15 protein-coding genes and 1 riboswitch are annotated in these 19,672 nt (G+C 64.8%); of the genes, 6 read left to right on the top strand and 9 right to left on the bottom strand.

Annotated features, from left to right (window positions below):
* Positions 1–1,113, bottom strand: coding sequence for an acyl-CoA dehydrogenase family protein (locus tag N2602_RS26225; protein ID WP_260379890.1), 1,113 nt, complete (start codon positions 1,111–1,113; stop codon positions 1–3).
* Between the two features lie 35 nt (positions 1,114–1,148).
* Positions 1,149–1,691, bottom strand: coding sequence for an OsmC family protein (locus N2602_RS26230; protein WP_027576569.1), 543 nt, complete (start codon positions 1,689–1,691; stop codon positions 1,149–1,151).
* Between the two features lie 247 nt (positions 1,692–1,938).
* Here N2602_RS26230 and N2602_RS26235 point away from each other — a divergent pair, with 247 nt between their 5' ends.
* Positions 1,939–2,586 carry a TetR/AcrR family transcriptional regulator gene (locus N2602_RS26235; RefSeq protein ID WP_172782940.1) on the top strand — a complete coding sequence of 216 codons (648 nt, stop codon included), beginning with the start codon at positions 1,939–1,941 and terminating at the stop codon, positions 2,584–2,586.
* Between the two features lie 101 nt (positions 2,587–2,687).
* On the opposite strand, the gene N2602_RS26240 is transcribed toward N2602_RS26235, so the two are convergent.
* Together N2602_RS26240 and N2602_RS26245 are read right to left on the bottom strand one after the other, a co-directional pair.
* Positions 2,688–3,959 carry a lipopolysaccharide assembly protein LapB gene (locus N2602_RS26240; RefSeq protein ID WP_260379891.1) on the bottom strand — a complete coding sequence of 424 codons (1,272 nt, stop codon included), beginning with the start codon at positions 3,957–3,959 and terminating at the stop codon, positions 2,688–2,690.
* Between the two features lie 218 nt (positions 3,960–4,177).
* Complete coding sequence (locus tag N2602_RS26245; protein ID WP_260379892.1) at positions 4,178–5,377, bottom strand: TrmJ/YjtD family RNA methyltransferase; 1,200 nt, start codon at positions 5,375–5,377, stop codon at positions 4,178–4,180.
* Between the two features lie 355 nt (positions 5,378–5,732).
* Between N2602_RS26245 and N2602_RS26250 the strand changes: the two genes are divergently transcribed.
* Together N2602_RS26250 and N2602_RS26255 are read left to right on the top strand one after the other, a co-directional pair.
* Positions 5,733–6,947: an NADP-dependent isocitrate dehydrogenase gene (locus tag N2602_RS26250; RefSeq protein WP_260379893.1), complete on the top strand. Its 1,215-nt coding sequence runs from the start codon at positions 5,733–5,735 to the stop codon at positions 6,945–6,947.
* Between the two features lie 125 nt (positions 6,948–7,072).
* Positions 7,073–7,573, top strand: coding sequence for a DUF3455 domain-containing protein (locus tag N2602_RS26255; protein WP_212258004.1), 501 nt, complete (start codon positions 7,073–7,075; stop codon positions 7,571–7,573).
* Positions 7,574–7,577: 4 nt separating this feature from the next.
* On the opposite strand, the gene N2602_RS26260 is transcribed toward N2602_RS26255, so the two are convergent.
* Together N2602_RS26260 and alaS are read right to left on the bottom strand one after the other, a co-directional pair.
* A complete protein-coding gene (locus tag N2602_RS26260; protein ID WP_260379894.1) occupies positions 7,578–8,804 on the bottom strand; it encodes a cyclic nucleotide-gated ion channel in 1,227 nt (408 codons plus the stop codon).
* A gap of 7 nt (positions 8,805–8,811) precedes the next feature.
* Positions 8,812–11,490, bottom strand: a complete 2,679-nt coding sequence (gene alaS / locus N2602_RS26265) for an alanine--tRNA ligase (protein WP_172782935.1) — start codon at positions 11,488–11,490, stop codon at positions 8,812–8,814.
* A gap of 234 nt (positions 11,491–11,724) precedes the next feature.
* Positions 11,725–11,816: riboswitch (glycine riboswitch) on the top strand.
* Positions 11,817–11,961: 145 nt separating this feature from the next.
* On the opposite strand from alaS, the gene gcvT reads away from it, so the two are divergent.
* The 3 genes from gcvT to gcvP are packed head-to-tail and all read left to right on the top strand — an operon-like array spanning position 11,962 to position 16,371.
* Complete coding sequence (gcvT, locus tag N2602_RS26270; protein ID WP_172782934.1) at positions 11,962–13,107, top strand: glycine cleavage system aminomethyltransferase GcvT; 1,146 nt, start codon at positions 11,962–11,964, stop codon at positions 13,105–13,107.
* A gap of 10 nt (positions 13,108–13,117) precedes the next feature.
* On the top strand, positions 13,118–13,486 hold the full coding sequence (gcvH, locus tag N2602_RS26275; protein ID WP_172782933.1) for a glycine cleavage system protein GcvH: 369 nt from the start codon (positions 13,118–13,120) through the stop codon (positions 13,484–13,486).
* Between the two features lie 17 nt (positions 13,487–13,503).
* Positions 13,504–16,371: an aminomethyl-transferring glycine dehydrogenase gene (gene gcvP / locus N2602_RS26280; RefSeq protein ID WP_172782932.1), complete on the top strand. Its 2,868-nt coding sequence runs from the start codon at positions 13,504–13,506 to the stop codon at positions 16,369–16,371.
* A gap of 135 nt (positions 16,372–16,506) precedes the next feature.
* Here the strand turns inward: gcvP and N2602_RS26285 are convergent, their stop codons facing one another.
* The 3 genes from N2602_RS26285 to N2602_RS26295 form a co-directional block, all read right to left on the bottom strand.
* Positions 16,507–17,565: a hypothetical protein gene (locus N2602_RS26285; RefSeq protein ID WP_311738506.1), complete on the bottom strand. Its 1,059-nt coding sequence runs from the start codon at positions 17,563–17,565 to the stop codon at positions 16,507–16,509.
* Between the two features lie 78 nt (positions 17,566–17,643).
* Entirely contained in the window at positions 17,644–18,618 is a 975-nt protein-coding gene (locus tag N2602_RS26290) for a hypothetical protein (protein ID WP_260379895.1), read from the bottom strand.
* Positions 18,619–18,672: 54 nt separating this feature from the next.
* Entirely contained in the window at positions 18,673–19,671 is a 999-nt protein-coding gene (locus tag N2602_RS26295; protein ID WP_260379896.1) for a hypothetical protein, read from the bottom strand.
* Position 19,672 lies beyond the last annotated feature (1 nt).

The following is a 19,672-nucleotide window of genomic DNA, read 5'->3' on the forward strand; positions in this document are numbered from 1 at the left end:
TCAGGAATCGGCGAGCATCTTGCGCAGCTGCTTGGTGGCGGGCGTGACGATCGCGACGAAATAGGCCTCGCGCAGGCGCCGCTGCGCGCGGTGACTTTTGAGATAGCCGCGGGCGCCACAATGCAGCATCGCCGCATGCGCCGCCGCGACGCTGGCTTCGCCGGCGCGAAGCCGCATCGCGATCACCTTGCGCCAGTAGGTCTCCTCCTCGTTGTAGGGATCGCGCGCCAGCGCCATGGCCTCGGCCTCGAGCTCGGCGGCGAGCTCGCGGAAGTGCACCGGCTGCTGCGGCAGATAGCGGTTGATATGGCCGAGGGGATTGTCGACCTCGTCCATGATGTTGATGCAATCCTTGATCACCCCGAGCGCCATGCCGGCCTGGAGCAGGATGAAGCCGGCGCGGATCTTCTTGACGAAGGGCGCGGCGGGATCGGCGAGGATCAGCTCATCAGGCACGAAAGCGTCGCGGAACTGCACGCCATAAGTGCCGGTTCCGTCCATGGCGAGGAACGGCTTGCACGGCGTCAGCGTGATCGCCGGGTCCGAGCAATCGGCCAGGAACATCACAGTGCCGGGTTCGTCCTCACGCTCGAAGATGGTGCCGAAATAATGGTCGGGGCCGAGATTGGAGACCCAGGGCAGCGCACCGCGCACGATGTAGCCGCCCTCGACCTTGCGGCCCTTCAGCTTCAGCTTCTCGATGCCGAAGAAGCTCTTCATGGGATTGGAGAGCCCGGTGCCGCCGAGCACGCGACCGGTCGAGAAGGCATCGCCGAAGCGCTTGGCGAGCTTCACATTGGTGGAATTCGCCGCGTACCACACCAGCGTGTTCTGGCACCAGGCCATGAAGGCCGTCGCCCCGCAGACCTCGCCGATCGCCGCCATCGCCTGGATCGCGCAGCGCAGATCGGCGGGGCCTTCGTGCGGCACGTGGCTGCCCCACGCTCCGACCGCGCCGAACTTGCGCAGCACCTCGGCCGGATAGACCGATCCGTCGTCGATGCCGGCGGCCAGCGGCGCGAGCTCTTCGCGCGCGATCCGCGCCACCTCGCCCGCAATGGACGGTGCGGGCTGATCCAGAACGTCGGCCCGCGATAAAGCCAGTGAACCCATGATCGTCTCCCGCACCCTGTCCTGATTGCCGCCTGCTAGATGCCGACCTCGAGATTGACCGGCCGGGTGAAGGTGTTGGCGACCGGCGACCATTTCTTCACATGGGCGACCAGCGCGTTGATCTCGTCCGGCGAGATGCCCTCGCATTCCATGTCGACCTTGACGCGGACGTCGGTGAATCCGACCGGCTTGTCGGAGGTGTCGCCGGTGCCCCAGACCGCGGTGATGTTGAGATCGCCTTCGAGCTCCAGCTCGAGCTTGTTGACGATCCAGCCGCGATGCACGGCGTTGGCATGCAGGCCGACCGCAAGGCACGAGCCGAGCGCGGCCAGCGAGGCTTCCGACGGATTGGGCGCGGTGTCGTCACCGAGCAGACCCGGCGGCTCGTCGACGATGTAGGGCGGCAGGTTGCGGATATAGTTGGCGTGGCGGAATTTGCCTTCCGCGACCGTCTTGCACTTCAAGGTCTTGATGACCTTCGGATTTGCCTTGCCGTTGGCAATCAGTTGCTCGAGCCCGTTCTTGTCGATGGGCGCGAGGCACCCCGTCAGCACTGTCTTCTGAACGACGGCAGTCATCAGTCTTCTCCCTGGCAGAAGTGGAAATCGGCAGGATACCGAACGGTCTGTTTCCTTGCATGGAGCGTGCCAGAGCCCGCGAAAAACAAAAGGCGAAGCTTTGGAGCCGCTTAAGCCTTCCTGCCTGCGGATTGGTCAGCCGGTCCTTGCTCAAAGGCGATGCAGACCGGCCAGGCTCTGCGAATCTTTTCAGCGCGAAACAGATGCGGCTTGCTGATGCGGCACGGCTGCGGGTAAGTTTGAGTCCATGGCAAAGACGTCATCGAGAAAGAATTCGCCCCATACTGCCGCCGCCGAGGACGAGTCCGCACGCGGTCGCCTCTTGAGCGCGGCGACGCATCTGTTCTGCAAGAACGGCATCAACGCCACCGGCATCGATGCGATCATCGAGGAGGCCGGCACCGCCAAGACCACGCTCTACAAATTGTTCGGCTCCAAGACCAACCTCGTCAACGCGGTGCTGGAGAGCGAAGGCAAGCAATGGCGCGAATGGTTCATCGGCGCCATGGAGCAAGGCGGCGGCGATGCGCAGGCGAAGCTGACGCGCATCTTCCCCGCACTGAAGAGCTGGTTCGCCGAAGAGCGCTTCTACGGCTGCCCCTTCATCAACGCCGTCGGCGAGCATGACAAGGACGCCAAACAGTTCCGCAACATCGCGCTGAAGCACAAGAAGATCGTGCTCGGCCACATCGAGAAGCTCGCCGGCGAGCTCGGCTCAGCCGAGCCCGCGGTGCTGGCGCACCAGCTCGGCCTCATCATCGACGGCGCCATCGTCGCCGCGATGATCTCGCGCGACCCGGGCGTCGCGGATACGGCGGCGCTCACGGCCGGCCCGCTGCTCGGCCAGGCCAAGGCGAAAAAGAAGCGCGCGGCGGATCAGCTGGAGGCGGTCTAAACGCGCTGGTCTCGTAGCCCGCATGGAGCGCAGCGGATGCGGGAACACTGTCCCGGATTGCGCTTTGCTCGTTCCAAGCTGGGAAGACTCTACGCCGCAAATCAGGGTTTCGTTTCGAGCTTGTGAAGCTCGGCGTTAGCCGCGGCCCATTCCACAAAGCGCTTCGGACACTCGTCCGCGGCTGCGCGCATCAGGCGCACGGCTTGATCAGCTCCCCGCTGTAGCGCCAGCTCGCCAGCATAGAAGTTCGCTTCGCAGACCTGCTCCCTTGTCTTCCGCGTGGAGTCATCTTGCGCGAACTTGAGCAATGCTTCGAAAGTGATCTCGCCCAGGAAGAAGCGAACGATGGGCGCGGGCCAACGTGACGGGTCGATCAGCTTTGCGGCTTCACCGAGCTCACTCCCGCTGCCGCTCTTTCGCTGCGCGAGATCGAACCACAGCTGCGTGTAGGCATCCTTCCGGTCCAGTTCGTTCGATCGACGAAGGTCGGCAAGTGCCTCCGTCAGATGGCCGGATTGGAAGTGGACGGCCCCACGCAAGCGATGGAAGCTGGGGTTATTGGGATTGATCTCGATTGCCAGGTCCAGGTCCGATAATGCCTTTCCGAGATCGCCTTGGACCTGAAAAACCCTGGCTCGGCCGACATAAGGCCGCGGGTCCTTCGGGTTAAGCTGGACCGCGCGGTCGAAGTCGGACAATGAAAGATCGGTCTGGCCCCGCGCGAGATAGATGTCGGCCCGGCAGAATTGGCCGATCCAATGGTCCGGGCCGATCACGATCGCCCGCGCACAATCGGCTAAGGCGCGATCCGACTCGCCCCTTGTCTCATAGGCAAAGCTGCGGCCGATAAGGGCATGGACATTATCTGGATGTATCCGAAGGGCCCGGTCATAGTCGATGATCGCGCGATCGACATCGTCCTTCAGGTTCAGCCGCGCACGCCCAAGATACGCATAGGTATTGTTGCGATCGAGCTCGATGACCTTGTCGTAATCCGCAAGCGCGGCTTCGTGGTCGCGCCTCTGGACGTATATGGAAGCCCTCGCGAGGCGCGCGTTCAGATTGCCCGGATCGCGCTCAATGATCTCGTTGTAATCCGCTATCGCAAGATCGATCTCGCCCTTCTGGCGGTAGAACATGGCGCGGCGGAAGCGCGCCATGACCACACCTTGCTGCATGCCCGTGCCCGCCGCCTGAATGATGGCGGTGCAGCCTGCGATCCTGTCATCGATGCTGAAATTGCCGGCCGCGTTACACTTGGACGTCAACGGCATTTCCGCGCGAGCGCCTGATATCTCAAGCAAGGCAGTCAGCGCCAAAACACCGAAGCCTGCTGCCGCACAAATGAGTGTGCGGCCCACCATTCCAAACATGCAGTCCCCATTTCAATTCCCGGGGACTTCATAGCAACCGATTGCGCATCTGCACAGCCCTTGGTTGCGGCACAAGGCGCAACTCGGGCGAGGATGAAGGTCTCGTAGGGTGGGCAAAGGCGCGCAGCGCCGTGCCCACCATCTCTCTCAGCGTCGTCTATAGACATGGTGGGCACGCTTCGCTTTGCCCACCCTACGAGACCTCCACCCGACGAAACCTACGCGCCCTGCTCCATCATCCCGGCAAGCCGCACCAGCTCCGCCTCGAGATCGCGCTCCACATCCGCCGCGCGAATGTCGAGCACCCGGTAGTCGCGCGCTTCCAGCCACGCCCGCCGGGACGCACGGTCTGCTGCGATCGCCTCCCCCTCGCCGGGATTGACCAGCTCGATCGCGATCCGGTGCGGGAACGAGACGAAGTCCGGGATGTGGCGCCCCACCGGGGTCTGGCGCTTGAACTGACCAGCGAAACGGCGGTCGCGGGTGAGCGCCTGCCACAACAGTCGCTCGGCGTCGGTCGGGTTGCGGCGGAGCAGGCGGGCGAGGCCGCGCACGGTCGAGCCGCTGTCGGAGACGCCACCGCCCTGCCCGTGCTCGGCCAGCAGCGCGCGCAGGCGCGTGGCCTGCTCGCCGTCGAGCACGCCGCCCTTGGCCGGGCCCTTGCGCCCCTCGGCGATCGCCATGATCACGCCGTGCAGCGTGTGCATGTCCTGCTTGGTCGGCTCCATCCGGGTGAAGATGTTGCGCAGGTTCACCAGCATGGTGTCGCGCTTCTCGGCAGGCCGCAGGAACTCGACCTTGTCGAGCTCACGCACGAGGTTGTCGAAGAAGGCCTGCATCTGGTGCTGCGAGGCGCGCTCGGAACGCTCCGGCATGGCGTGCGGCAGTTCACCGGATGTCGCCCGCTTGAACCATTCATAGCCGACCAGCAGCACGGCCTGGGCGAGGTTGAGCGAGGCAAAGCCCGGATTGACCGGAAAGGTGATGATGCGGTTGGAGAGCCCGACCTCCTCGTTGGTCAGGCCCCAGCGCTCGCGGCCGAACAGGATGCCGGCCCTGCCGCCGGTCGCGACGTGCCCGGCGATCTCGGCCGTTGCGGCCTCCGGCCCGACCACCGGCTTGGCTTGGTCGTGGGGGCGCGCGGTGGTGGCGAACAAGAGGTCGAGATCGGCGACCGCCTCTTCCACCGTGCCGAACAACTCGACCTTTTCCAGAATGTGGTCGGCGCCGGCCGCCGCCCGCTGGGCCGCGATGTTGGGCCAGCCATCCCGGGGATTGACGATGCGCAAGCGGTCGAGGGCGAAATTGCCCATGGCGCGCGCGGCCATGCCGATGTTCTCGCCGAGCTGCGGCTCGACCAGGATCACGATGGGACCGTCGAGGGAAAGGCCGGCCTTGCTCTTGTCAGTCCCCGACATCTCGCTTTGCTTTCACACTGTCTCTCAAGGCCTTGGCGAGGCCGTCTTCAGGAATTGATTCAAGCCGGTCGTTCGAACTGGTCTTGGGCCGGCCCGGGCGCTGTCCGCCTGTCGTTTGCCCGTCCTGACAAAATTCTCAAGAGAAATAACGGCTTGGATTCAACTTTTGAAACTCGCCTGGAACGTGAGGCCGGACCCGGAAGCGGCCCGGCCCGCCGCTTCCCGCCTGCGCAAGCTGGATGAGCTAAAAGTGCATAATCCCTTGGCTTTCGCCCGCCGCGCGGCGGTGCTAAGAGGCGGCGGATATTCACGTTGGCGCGCCAAAAGCGCCGTTCCCAAGAGGGCTTCCCCGATCATGGCAAAAATCAAGGTATCCAATCCCGTCGTCGAACTCGATGGCGACGAGATGACCCGGATCATCTGGCAGTACATCAAGGACAAGCTGATCAACCCGTTCCTGGATGTCGAGCTGCTCTATTTCGACCTGGGCATGGAATACCGCGACCACACCAACGATCAGGTGACCATCGACGCCGCCGAGGCGATCAAGAAGGTCGGCGTCGGCGTCAAGTGCGCCACCATCACCCCCGATGAAGCCCGGGTGAAGGAGTTCAACCTCAAGCAGATGTGGAAGTCGCCGAACGGCACCATCCGCAACATCCTCGGCGGCGTGATCTTCCGCGAGCCGATCATCTGCAAGAACGTGCCGCGCCTGGTTCCCGGCTGGACCAAGCCGATCATCATCGGCCGCCACGCCTATGGCGATCAGTACCGCGCCACCGACATCAAGTTCCCCGGCAAGGGCACCCTCTCGCTGAAGTTCGTCGGCGAGGACGGCACCGTGATCGAGAAGGAAGTGTTCAAGGCGCCCGGCGCCGGCGTCGCGATGGAGATGTACAATCTCGACGATTCCATCATCGACTTCGCCCGCGCCTCCTTCAATTACGGCCTGCTCCGTAATTACCCGGTGTACCTGTCGACCAAGAACACGATCCTCAAGGTCTATGACGGGCGCTTCAAGGACATCTTCCAGGACATCTTCGACCGCGAGTTCAAGAAGGAGTTCGACGCCAAGGGCCTGACCTACGAGCACCGCCTGATCGACGACATGGTCGCCTCGGCGCTGAAATGGTCCGGTGGCTATGTCTGGGCCTGCAAGAACTACGACGGCGACGTGCAGTCCGACACGGTCGCGCAGGGCTACGGCTCGCTCGGCCTGATGACCTCGGTGCTGCTGACCCCCGATGGCAAGACCGTTGAGGCGGAAGCCGCCCACGGCACGGTGACCCGTCACTACCGCGAGCACCAGAAGGGCAAGGAGACCTCGACCAACTCGATCGCGTCGATCTTCGCCTGGACCCGTGGCCTCGCCCACCGCGCCAAGCTCGACAACAACCCCGAGCTCGCCAAGTTCGCGGCCACGCTGGAGAAGGTCTGCGTCGACACCGTCGAGGCCGGCTACATGACCAAGGACCTCGCGCTCCTGGTCGGCGCCGACCAGCGCTGGCTCTCGACCACCGGCTTCCTCGACAAGGTCGCCGAGAACCTGACTAAGGAGCTGGCGGCGTAAGCTACCTGCCCCACCGGTCATTGCGAGCGCAGCGAAGCAATCCAGGATCCCTCCGCGGGGACAGTCTGGATTGCTTCGTCGCAAGAGCTCCTCGCAATGACGAGACCGTTGATCGAGGACCGTGCATGCCATCATTCAAGAGCGTTGCATTCGCGGTCTTCGCGCTGGCGAGTGCCCCTGCGCTGGCCGCCGAGCCGCTACCCAACGCCATCGCCGCCCCCGGCGAGACCATCGTGCTCAGCGTCCACGCCGAGGGCGCGCAGGTCTATGAGTGCAAGTCGGCCGCCGACGGCAAGCTCGCCTGGGCCTTCCGCGAGCCCGTCGCGACGCTGCTGTCTGAAGGCAAGACCGTTGGCCGCCACTATGCCGGCCCGAACTGGGAGCTCGCCGACGGCAGCGCCGTGGTCGGCAAGGCCGTCGGCAACGCACCGGGCGCAACGCCTGCCGATATCCCGTGGCTCAAGCTGGAAGTCGCCGCCCGCCGCGGCAGCGGCACGCTGACGCCGGTCACCACGGTCCAGCGCATCAACACCCATGGCGGCAAGCTCGACGGCGCTTGCGACAAGGCCGGCGAATTCAAAAGCGCGCCTTACGCGGCCGATTACGTCTTCCTGAAGAAGGGCTGACCGCTCAGCGGTCGGTGTCTTCCTTCTCAGCCTGCGCGAGCTCGGCGAGCGCGAGATCGCCGGTATCGGCGAGCCGCGCCTTTGCGGTTTCGTGGACGTGGGCAGCCAGCGTCGGCATGCGCGCGATCAGGGCATGAAAATCCTGGGCATCGAGCACGAGCAGCCGCGTCTTGCGCGTTGCCGTCACCGTGCCGCTGCGCTTGGTCTTGTGCAGAAGCGCGATCTCGCCGAAGAAGGTGCCGTCGGCGAGGCGCACATGCTGGTTCGGCAGCGCTATCTCGACCTCGCCGGCGGTGATGAAATACATGGACGAGGCGACATCGCCCCGTCGCACCAAAATCTCGCCCTGCTCGATGGTGCGCGCCCGCAAAAGGCGCATGATGTCGGCGATCTCCGCGGCGGAGAGGTGCGAGAACAGCGGCACCCGCGCCAGCATGCCCCAGGTGACGACGAAATCGCGCCGCTTGACCTCTTCGGCGAACGCCGAGGAGATGATCGCGACCGGCAGTGCGATCATGGCAAAGCCCGAGATGATCGCGAAGGTCGAAACGAACTTGCCGAGCGGCGTCACCGGCACGACGTCGCCATAGCCGACGGTGCCGAGCGTCACGATCGCCCACCACATCGCCTGCGGGATGGTGCCGAGCTTGTCGGGCTGCACGTCGCGCTCGATGGCGTAGAGCAGCGAGGCGAAGGTCAACACCGCGCCGATCAGGATGACGATGCAGCCGATCAGCGCGCGCCGCTCGGCATGCACCGCGGCGAGCAGCGAGCGCATCGCCGGCGAATACCGTATCAGCTTGAAGAACGGCAGCACGCCGAGCGCGGCCAGCGTCGCGTGCCGGCCGGTCGCGAGCACGATCGCGGCCGGCAGGAACGCCATGAGATCGATGATGCCGAGCGCCGAGAAGCCATAGCCCAGCCGGTCGGACAGCGCCGACCCCTTGCGCTGGGTATGCCCCGCCACGGTCCACAGCCGTGCCGCATATTCCAGCGCGAACACAATCACCGACAGGATGGTGATGCCCGCGAACAGCGTGCCGAACCGCGCGTCGAGCTCCGGCACCGAGGCGAGGATCATCGCGGCGACGTTGAGCACGATGACGGCGATGATCAGCTGGATGAAGCGCGACCCGACCGAATAGGCCAAGGGGTCGTGCTCCAGCAATTCGTAGAGGCGATCCCTCAAGTCCGGATCGGAAAGCCCACGTCCTCGCGGAACGAGGCGCATGGCGGCCTTACGCGCCTGCCATCGCTTTTTCGATCGCGCTCAAGGCCTCGGACGCCTTGGCGCCATCGGGGCCGCCGGCCTGGGCCATGTCGGGCCGGCCGCCGCCGCCCTTGCCGCCGAGCGCCTCGGAGGCGATGCGCACGAGATTCACGGCGTTGAAGCGCGCGGTGAGGTCCTGCGTGACGCCGACCACGATTCCGGCCTTGCCGTCCTCGGTGACGCCGACGATGGCGACGACGCCCGAGCCGATCTGCTTCTTGCCGTCGTCGGCAAGGCTCTTGAGATCCTTCATCTCGATGCCTTCCACCGCACGCGCCATCAGCTTGACGCCGCCGGCCTCGCGCACGCCCGACGCTGCGCCGTTGCCGGCGGAGGCACCGCCGCCCATCGCCAGCTTCTTGCGGGCATCGGAGAGCTCGCGCTCGAGCTTCTTGCGCTCCTCCATCAGAGCGGCGATGCGCGCCGGCACGTCGTCGAGCGAGGTGCGCAGCTCGTTCGCCGCGGTCTTTGCCAGGGCCATGGTGTCGTTGGCGTGTTTTCGCGCGTAGTTGCCCGTCAGTGCCTCGATACGGCGCACGCCGGAGGCGACCGCGCTTTCGCTCGTGACCGTGATCAGGCCGATATCGCCGGTGCGCTTCACATGGGTGCCGCCGCAGAGCTCGACCGACCAGCCGAGCGCGTTGGCGCCGCGCTCGCGCGCGGTCCTGCCCATCGAGACGACGCGGACCTCGTCGCCATATTTCTCGCCGAACAGCGCGCGCGCCCCGGCCTCGCGGGCCTCGTCGACGCCCATGACGCGCGTGGTGACCTCGTCGTTCTCCAGCACCACGTCGTTGGCGATGTCCTCGACCCGGGCGAGCTCCTCGGCCGTGATCGGCTTCGGATGCACGAAGTCGAAGCGCAGCCGATCCGGCGCGACCATCGAGCCGCGCTGGGCGATGTGATCGCCGAGCACCTGGCGCAGCGCCTCGTGGATGATGTGGGTCGCGGAGTGATGGGCGCGGATGGTCGAGCGCCTGGAATGATCGACCTCGAGCTGCAGCGCCGTGCCGAGCTTCAACTCGCCACTCTCGACCGTGCCGATATGGACGAAGAGATCGCCGAGCTTCTTCTGCGTATCGGTGACGCGGACCTTGATGCCGCCCTCGCCCGAGAGCACGCCGGTATCGCCGACCTGGCCGCCCGACTCCGCATAGAACGGCGTCTGGTTCAGCAGAAGCGCGCCGGTCTCGCCGGCCTTGAGGCTCGCAACCTCGGCGCCGTCCTTGACCAGCGCGGAGACCACGCCTTCGGCGCTCTCGGTCTCGTAGCCGAGGAATTCGGTGGCGCCGAGCTTCTCGCGCAGCGGGAACCAGATCGCTTCGGACGCGGCCTCACCCGAGCCTTTCCAGGACTCGCGCGCCTTGGCCTTCTGGCGCTCCATCGCGTCGGTGAACGCCGCCTGGTCAACGCCGATGCCGCGCGACTTCAGCGCGTCCTGCGTCAGATCGAGCGGGAAGCCGTAGGTGTCGTACAGCGTGAAGGCGACGTCGCCGTCGAACATGTCGCCTTTCTTCAAGGACGCGCTCTTCTCGTCGAGGATGGCCAAGCCGCGCGAAAGAGTCTTGCGGAAGCGGGTCTCTTCCAGCCGCAGCGTTTCCTCGATCAGCTTTTCCGCGCGCATCAATTCCGGATAGGCCTGGCCCATCTCGCGCACCAGCGCCCAGACCAGGCGATGCATCAGCGGCTCCTTGGCGCCGAGCAGCTGCGCATGGCGCATCGCGCGGCGCATGATGCGGCGCAACACATAGCCGCGGCCCTCGTTCGAGGGCAGCACGCCGTCGGAGACGAGGAAGGCCGAGGAGCGCAAATGGTCGGCGATGACGCGGAACGAGGCGGCATTCTGCGCGGTCGGGCCGCTGCCGAGCGCGGACGCGGTGGCCTCGATCAGGTTGCGGAACAGGTCGGTCTCGAACACGCTCTCGACGCCCTGGAGGATGCAGGCCATGCGCTCCAGGCCCATGCCGGTGTCGATCGAGGGACGCGGCAGACCGACGCGCTCCTCCTTCGTCACCTGCTCGTATTGCATGAACACGAGATTCCAGAATTCGAGGAAGCGATCGCCGTCCTCTTCCGGCGAGCCGGGAGGTCCGCCCCAGATGTGCTCGCCGCGGTCGATGAAGATCTCCGAGCACGGGCCGCACGGCCCGGTGTCGCCCATCGCCCAGAAATTGTCCGAGGTCGGAATGCGGATGATGCGGTCCTCGGAGAAGCCGGCGATCTTCTTCCACAGACCCGCCGCCTCGTCGTCGGTGTGATAGACGGTGACGAGCAGCTTGTCCTTCTTCAGCCCGAACTCCTTGGTGATCAGCTTCCAGGCGAGCTCGATCGCGCGCTCCTTGAAGTAATCGCCGAACGAGAAATTGCCGAGCATCTCGAAGAAGGTGAGATGGCGCGCGGTGTAGCCGACATTGTCGAGGTCGTTGTGCTTGCCGCCGGCGCGCACGCATTTCTGCGAGGTGGTGGCGCGCTGGTAGGGCCGCTTCTCGACGCCGGTGAAGACGTTCTTGAACTGCACCATGCCGGCATTGGTGAACATCAACGTCGGGTCGTTGCGCGGCACGAGTGGCGAGGACGGCACGATCTCGTGGCCGTTCTCGGCAAAGTAGTTCAGAAAGGTCGACCTGATCTCGTTGACGCCGCTCATGTTCATCCAATCGGGTATGCTTGGGCCCGCTTCTCGCCGTCCAAACCGGACCGTTCAGGCTGATATCTGCGGGCCAAAGCGCTTTTAGACAAGGCCAGCTTCGCTGTCCAGAAACTGTGCAGGGAGATCAGAGGGTTGCCGCAGGCGCTCAATCCCCTTGCAATCCCGTTGGATAGGACGTGCGGACGCGTTGACAGGCTTGGCTCCCCTGTGGTCTCTACCCATCTGTATCGTACGGCCACGTCGGGAGAGACCGGCTACTAGTTAGCCGGCGCCGAAGGAGCAACCGCCCCGGAAACTCTCAGGCAAAAGGACCGCGTGGCTTTGACAGCATCTGGAAAGAGGCGCCGACGGGTGTAGACCCGGACAGCGTCCGCCGACGGGATAATACTCTCAGGCACAGCGACAGATGGGGCTTCGACTGGTGTCCATCGGGGAATCCTCCCCGGGGAACCGCCGAGGGCCCTCAAGATGCTAGCTCACGACCAAGACTCCCTGAAACGCACCCCCCTCTACGACCTCCACGTGTCCCTGGGCGGCAAGATGGTGCCGTTCGCGGGCTACGACATGCCCGTGCAGTACCCCGCGGGCGTGCTGAAGGAGCACCTCCATACCCGCACCAAAGCGGGCCTTTTCGACGTCTCCCACATGGGCCAGCTCGCGCTTCGGCCGAAGTCCGGCAAGGTGGAAGACGCTGCCCGCGCGCTGGAGCGGCTAGTGCCGCAGGATATCGTGGCGATCGCCGCGGGGCGGCAGCGCTACGCCCAGTTCACCAACGAAGACGGCGGCATTCTCGACGATCTCATGGTCGCCAATTTCGGCGATCACCTGTTCCTGGTGGTCAACGCCGCCTGCAAGGCCGAGGACGAGGCACATCTGCGCGCCAACCTGTCCGACGACTGCGTGATCGAGCAGCTTGCCGACCGCGCGCTGATCGCGCTGCAGGGTCCGAAGGCCGAAGCGGCGCTGGCGAAACTCTGTGCAGAGGCGCCGGCCATGACATTCATGGACGCCGGGCCGCACGAGGTCGCCGGCATCAAGTGTTTCGTCTCGCGCTCCGGCTACACCGGCGAGGACGGCTTCGAGATCTCGGTTCCATCAGGCGATGCCGAACGCCTCGCAAAAATGCTGCTGGCAAATCCCGACGTGCTCGCGATTGGCCTCGGGGCCCGCGACAGCCTGCGGCTGGAAGCCGGGCTCTGCCTGTACGGCCACGACATCGACACCACGACCACGCCGGTCGAGGCCGCGCTGGAATGGTCGGTGCAAAAAAGCCGCCGCACCGGCGGAGCGCGCGCCGGCGGCTTTCCCGGCGCTGCGAAGATCCTCGCCCATTTCGATAACGGCGCATCCCGCCGCCGCGTCGGCCTGCTCGCCCTGGGCCGCGCGCCAGTGCGCGAGGGCGCGCTGCTGTTTGCCGACGCTGCGGGTGGCGAGCCGATCGGACAAGTCACGTCGGGCGGTTTCGGCCCGAGCCTGAGCGCGCCGGTCGCGATGGGCTACGTGCCTGTGAGCCTCGCTGCGCTCGGCACAAAGCTCTTCGCCGAGGTGCGCGGCCAGCGGCTGCCCTTGCAGATTGCTGCAATGCCCTTCGTCAAAAACACCTACAAACGCTGAGGACGAGACAATGACCACGACGCTGTACACTTCCGACCATGAATGGCTCGCCATCGACGGCGACACCGCCACGGTCGGCATCACCGATTACGCCCAGCAGCAGCTCGGCGACGTCGTGTTCGTCGAATTGCCCAAGGTCGGCCGCAGCTTGAAGAAAGCCGAAGCCGCCGCCGTCGTGGAGTCGGTGAAGGCCGCCTCCGACGTCTACGCCCCTGTTACGGGCGAAGTGCTCGAGACCAACGAGGCCCTCGCCGCCGAGCCGGCGCTGATCAATTCGGATGCGCAAGGCGCGGCCTGGTTCTTCAAGATCAAGATTGCCGACAAAAGCGAGCTCGGCGGCCTCATGGATGAAGCCGCCTACAAGGCGCATACGGCTTAAGGACGATGGAGCAAGCGATGACCGCGCACCGCAAGACCAACGGCGACACCGCCGCCAGTTTCGTTCGCCGCCATATCGGCCCATCCGCGCGCGACGTCACCGCAATGCTGGAGGCCGTCAGCGCCAAGAGCGTCGATGCACTGATGGCGGAGACGCTGCCGGCCTCGATCCGGCAGACCTCCCCGCTCGATCTCGGCAAGCCGCTGAGCGAGACCGAGGCGATCGCGCATATGGCCGAGCTCGCAAGCCAGAACCAGGTCTTCACCTCGCTGATCGGCCAGGGCTATTCCGGCACCATCCTGCCCGCGGTGATCCAGCGCAACATCCTGGAGAACCCGGCCTGGTACACGGCCTACACGCCCTACCAGCCCGAGATCAGCCAGGGCCGGCTGGAAGCGCTGTTCAACTTCCAAACCATGATCTGCGACCTCACCGGGCTCGACGTCGCCAACGCCTCGCTGCTCGATGAAGCCACCGCGGCGGCCGAAGCCATGGCGCTCGCCGAGCGCCACTCGCAGGTCAAGGCCAAGGCCTTCTTCGTCGACAAGGACGTGCATCCTCAGACGCTGGCGGTGATGCGCACCCGCGCCGAGCCGCTGGGGTGGTCTCTGGTCGTCGGCGACCCCCTCACCGATCTCGACAAATCAGACGTGCTCGGCGCGCTGCTGCAATATCCGGGCTCTTCGGGCGCGCTGCGCGACCTCAGGCCGGCGATCGCCGCGCTGAAGGCCAAGGGCGCGCTCGCCATCGTCGCCGCGGACCTCTTGGCGCTGACCTTGCTCGCCTCGCCCGGCGAGTTAGGTGCCGACATCGCCATCGGCTCGGCGCAGCGCTTTGGCGTGCCGATGGGCTACGGCGGACCGCACGCCGCCTATATGGCGGTGCGCGATGCGTTGAAGCGCTCGCTGCCCGGCCGCATCGTCGGCCTTTCCGTGGATTCACGCGGGGCGCCGGCCTATCGGCTCGCGCTGCAGACCCGCGAGCAGCACATCCGCCGCGAGAAGGCGACCTCCAACATCTGCACCGCGCAGGTGCTGCTCGCCGTGATCGCCTCGATGTATGCGGTCTATCACGGCCCCGAGGGCCTGGCGCAGATCGCGCGCAACGTGCATCGCCGCGCCGCCGTGCTCGCAACCGGCTTGCGCAAGCTCGGCTTTGCGCCTGACAGCGAGACCTTCTTCGACACGCTCAGCGTCGATGCCGGCGGCAAGCGCGAGGAGATCGTCGCGCGCGCGCTCGCCGAGAAGATCAATCTCGGCGTCGGTGATACCGCGCTTCGCATCGCACTCGACGAGACCACGACGCCCGCGACGGTCGAAGCGGTCTGGCGCGCCTTCGGCGGCAAGCTTGCCTATGCCGAGATCGACGCCGAGACGCGCGAGGCGCTGCCGGACGAATTGAAGCGCGCCACGGCCTTCCTGACCCATCCGGTCTTCCATGCGCATCGCTCGGAGACCGACATGCTGCGCTACATGCGCAAGCTCAGTGATCGCGACCTCGCGCTCGACCGCGCCATGATCCCGCTGGGATCGTGCACCATGAAGCTGAACGCGACCACCGAGATGATGCCGCTGACCTGGCCGGAATTTGCCACGCTGCATCCGTTCGCCCCGCGCGAGCAGGCCAAGGGCTACCACGCGCTGTTCGCGCGGCTGGAGAAATGGCTCTGCGACATCACCGGCTATGACGCGATCTCGCTGCAGCCGAACTCGGGCGCGCAGGGCGAATATGCCGGGCTGCTCGCGATACGGGGCTACCATGCCGCGCGCGGACAGAGCCATCGCAAGATCTGCCTGATCCCCTCTTCCGCCCACGGCACCAATCCGGCTTCGGCCGCGATGGTCGGCATGGACGTGGTGGTGGTGTCTTGCGAGAAGAACGGCGACGTCGACGTCAATGATCTCCGCGCCAAGGCGGAGAAGCATGCGAACGATCTCGCCGCGGTGATGATCACCTATCCCTCGACCCACGGCGTGTTCGAGGAGCACATCCGCGATATCTGCGACATCGTGCACGGCCATGGCGGCCAGGTGTATCTCGACGGCGCCAACCTCAACGCGCAGGTCGGCCTCAGCAGGCCCGGCGAATACGGCGCCGACGTCAGCCATCTCAATCTGCACAAGACCTTCTGCATCCCGCATGGCGGCGGCGGCCCCGGCATGGGCCCGATCGGCGTCAAAGCGCATCTTGCCCCGTTCCTTCCCGGACACCCGACGACGCAAGCGGATGCGCCGGTCGGTCCGGTCTCGGCCGCGCCGTTCGGCTCGGCCTCGATCCTCACCATCTCTTACATCTACATCCTGATGATGGGCGGCGAAGGCCTGAAGCGCGCCACCGAGATCGCGATCCTCAACGCCAATTACATCGCAGCGCGTCTCGATCCGCATTTCCCGGTGCTCTACAAGAACGAGAAGGGCCGCGTCGCGCATGAGTGCATCGTCGATCCGCGTCCGCTCAAGACGACCAGCGGCGTCACCGTCGACGACATCGCAAAGCGCCTGATCGATTACGGCTTCCACGCTCCGACCATGAGCTTCCCGGTGCCGGGCACGCTGATGATCGAGCCGACCGAGTCGGAGTCGAAAGCCGAGCTGGATCGTTTCTGCGATGCCATGATCGCGATCCGGAAAGAAATCGCCGAGGTCGAGGCCGGCCGTTTCAAGATCGAAGCCTCGCCCCTGCGCCACGCCCCGCACACCGTGCACGACATCGCCGACGACGATTGGAAGCGCGCCTACACCCGCTCTGAGGGTTGCTTCCCCGACGGCGTCTCGCGCACCGACAAATATTGGTGCCCGGTCGGCCGTGTCGACAACGTCTACGGCGACCGCAACCTCGTGTGCTCCTGCCCGCCGGTCAGCGATTACGCAGAAGCCGCGGAGTAGGATTTGTAGGGTGGGTTAACGGGCGGTCGCGCGAAGCGCAGGCCGCCCGCGTAACCCACCACTTCAGCTTTCGCGGAGATAAACAGCGGTGGATTACGCCTTCGGCTAATCCACCCTACAACACTGAATGTGCCTCTACGGCGCAACCAGCAACCGGCGCTCGCCATCCCACCGCCACAGCCGTTCGTTGGTCAGAAGCGTGCCGCCCCACGAGCGCTTGACCGGGTTGTGACTGCGAAAATCTTCCCGGCCCGCCAGGACCGCTTCGCCAAATTCAGTCAGCGACAGCCGGCTCCGGCGAAAGGCAGCATTGCGGCTTCTCGCGTTGTCCGGATCGAGTGTCGCCAGCTTGCCGTCCAGACCCGCGACCGCTGGCGCCGGGCCAAAAGCGAGCCCTTCGAGCAGCGCGCCCAGCTCCCACTGATCGAACACGCGTGTCCCCAGCGTGCCCGGCCGAAACAGCTCATCGGTACGATTGTGGCCGCCCGCAATCCGCTCGAGAAGCCGCGTCTCCGTCGCCCCCAGTCCCGTCGCCGGCGACGGCAGTTCTGCGAGCAGGTCCTTCATGGCCGGCTTCAGGAAAGGCAGCTTGCCGAGCGGCCTGCCGAGCAGCCCGGCGCAAAGCTCGGGCGTCGGCGCGCGGTAGGCCTCCCAGGCCATGCTGGCGATCTCAAAATCGCTTTCTGCGATATCGAACTGCTGCACATCACGACGGCGAAGCTCTGAGGGATCTGCTTCGCGCAGGTCGAAATCGACGCGTCGCAATCTCAGCTTCTCTGTGATGGATGGTTCGGAACGCAGGTAATCGAGGATCCAGATCAACTGCAATTGACTATTGGGTTCGGGATCGAACCATAGTTCGATGAGATCGACCCCATAGGTTTCGCAGACCCAGAGCAATCCACCCGCCCGGTCCGGGCGCCTGATAAGGGGCGATTGACGGACGCGGACGCAATCCGACCAGTGCATTGCGTCAAACCACGACTCGCGCGCGCCGAGATAACTGTTGAGGTGGTCAGCGGTGGGAAGTGGCCCCGAAACGAAGCGGTAGATGAACGGGATGACCATGTCGGCGCGATCGGCGAGGGCAAGGCCGACGCCCGACGAACTGGTCAGGATCACACGCTTCATCGTCGACGCGCCCTTGTTCACCGGCAGCATCAGGCCGGTACAATAATCATGCAGTGGCCTCATCCGCGCTGCCTGACCGATAACACTTCTTGCGGCGCGGCCGAATGACTCAGCAAGACTAGTCCACCCCACGAACCTGCCCTAGGGCGCCACCAGCAACCGGCATTCGCGATCCCACCGCCACAGCTGCTCGTTGGTCAACTCGGTCCCGCCCCACCATCGTTTGATCGGGTTGTGACGCCACATGTCGTCTTCACGGGCGAGAAGTGAACCTCCGAGCTCGGTCAGCGTGAGCCTCCACTCACTCCTGCCGAAGTAGCGGTCCTCATTGTCGAACGCCGGATCGCCCAACAAGAGCGGCGGCGCCGAATACGCCCCCAGTTCGAGCAAAGCGTCACGCGCGTCGTTTTCGTCGAATACATCGCGAAGCCATCTCGCATCTTCGACGAGCCTCGGGTCGGTTTGCCCGTCGTTCACAAAATCCAGCAGATCCATTTCAGTTGCACCGAGTCCCGTCACGCTGTCCGGAAGCTCTTCAAGCACCGCAATCAGCGCCGATCGAAGTCTCGGCAAGATCATCAGATCCGTCATCAACAGATCGAAACAGGGTTGTGGCGTGTCAGCCCGATAGGCCCGCCAGGCGCGGCTTGCCGTCACCAAATGATTCTCGGTCACCTTGAAGGCCGGAAGCTTCCATTTTGCGACAGACTCCGGGGCATAGTTGGCAACAGTGTCGTCCGCATGCACAAGGCTCAGCTTCGTGGTGATCTCCTTGTAGGGACGGAGCAGGTCCAGCAGCCAGACGAGCACAAGCTGATCATTCGGCCGAGGATCAACCCATATTTCAATCGAGTCGAACTTCGCACACAGCTCGAACAAACCGATATCGCGCGTGCCGAAGCCGTCGAGCGCGCCGCTACAAACGTCATCGAGCCAATGATCGCCGGGATTGCAGTGCTTCTCCGATCGGCGCTCCAGCCCCCTCAAAAGCCGCTCGTCGGAAGGCAGTTTCCTCCAGACAAAACGCGGATAGAACCCGAGCGCGACGTTCGCAACGCCGGACCGGCGAAGTGTATCCTCCGCATGATCGTTCGTTGCCAGGATCAAATGTGACACGATTGCCTCTCGAAATAATACGGAATAAGAACACTCTGAGCGAACAGGTACGTACTAATCAGGTGCGATGAGTGAGAGGACCTCGGGGTCCCACTGCCACAGCCGGTCGTTGGTCAGGTGGGTGCCGCCCCACCAGCGATCGATGCGGTTGTACCGGCAAAACTTTTCATCGCCGCCAAGCATCGCTTTGCCGAACTCGGTGAGCGACAAGCGGGATTGCTTGTACCGCTGGAGGCGGCTTGAATTCTCGTGCATCTCCAGGGAAAACGGGCCTTCGTCCAGTCCAGCGACCGCTGGCCTCTCACATCGCGAAAGTCCATCAAGCAACGCGCCCACCTCCCAATAGTCGAAGACGCGACGCTCGTTGGGCTTCTGATATCCCGGGAAGACGTCAAAGGGCGGTACCTCACCCGGCGCGATCAATTCCAGTATCCGCGTCTCCGTGGCCCCAAGGCCGCTGGTCACGTTTGGAAGCTCTTCGAGCAGGGCGACGACGCAACGCCCGAGCCGCGGAAGCAGGCGCAAGTCCGCTTCGCGGAGATCGAACCAGGCCTGCGGCGTCGGCGCGCGATAGGCCTGCCACGCGCGACCGGCCAGTTCGACGTGATCTTGCGTGATCTCGACGATGGGCGGATTCATCTTGGCCAATTGCTCCGGCGCGACATCGCCCACGGCAAGGTCCAGGTGACGTATCGCGAGCTTGGAAAGTGCCGCGTCCTCGATGCCGCAATGGTCGAGTAGCCAGAGCAGAAGTAATTGTGCGTTCGGCTCTGGCCCCATCCCTAGTTCGGCCGAGTCATACTCTGAAAACAGCTCGATCAGTCCGCGCCCCTTGATGCCAGACCTTTCCTGGCGCCAAACCGGCGTATCGTCGAGCCAGTGCAGGCCGTTTGGCTGAGTCATGCGCGGGGAGAAAAATGCCTCGCATTCCGTTTCGGAGGGCGGCGGTCCCCAGACCAAGCGACGCTCGATCGCAATGACGAGGTCGGCTAAGCCCGCCCCTTGTAAGGCGCCGGCGGCGGACGAATCTGTCGTCACAATGAGCCGCGTCACG

It is taken from the genome of Bradyrhizobium sp. NC92 (assembly GCF_025200865.1).
Classification (GTDB): domain Bacteria; phylum Pseudomonadota; class Alphaproteobacteria; order Rhizobiales; family Xanthobacteraceae; genus Bradyrhizobium.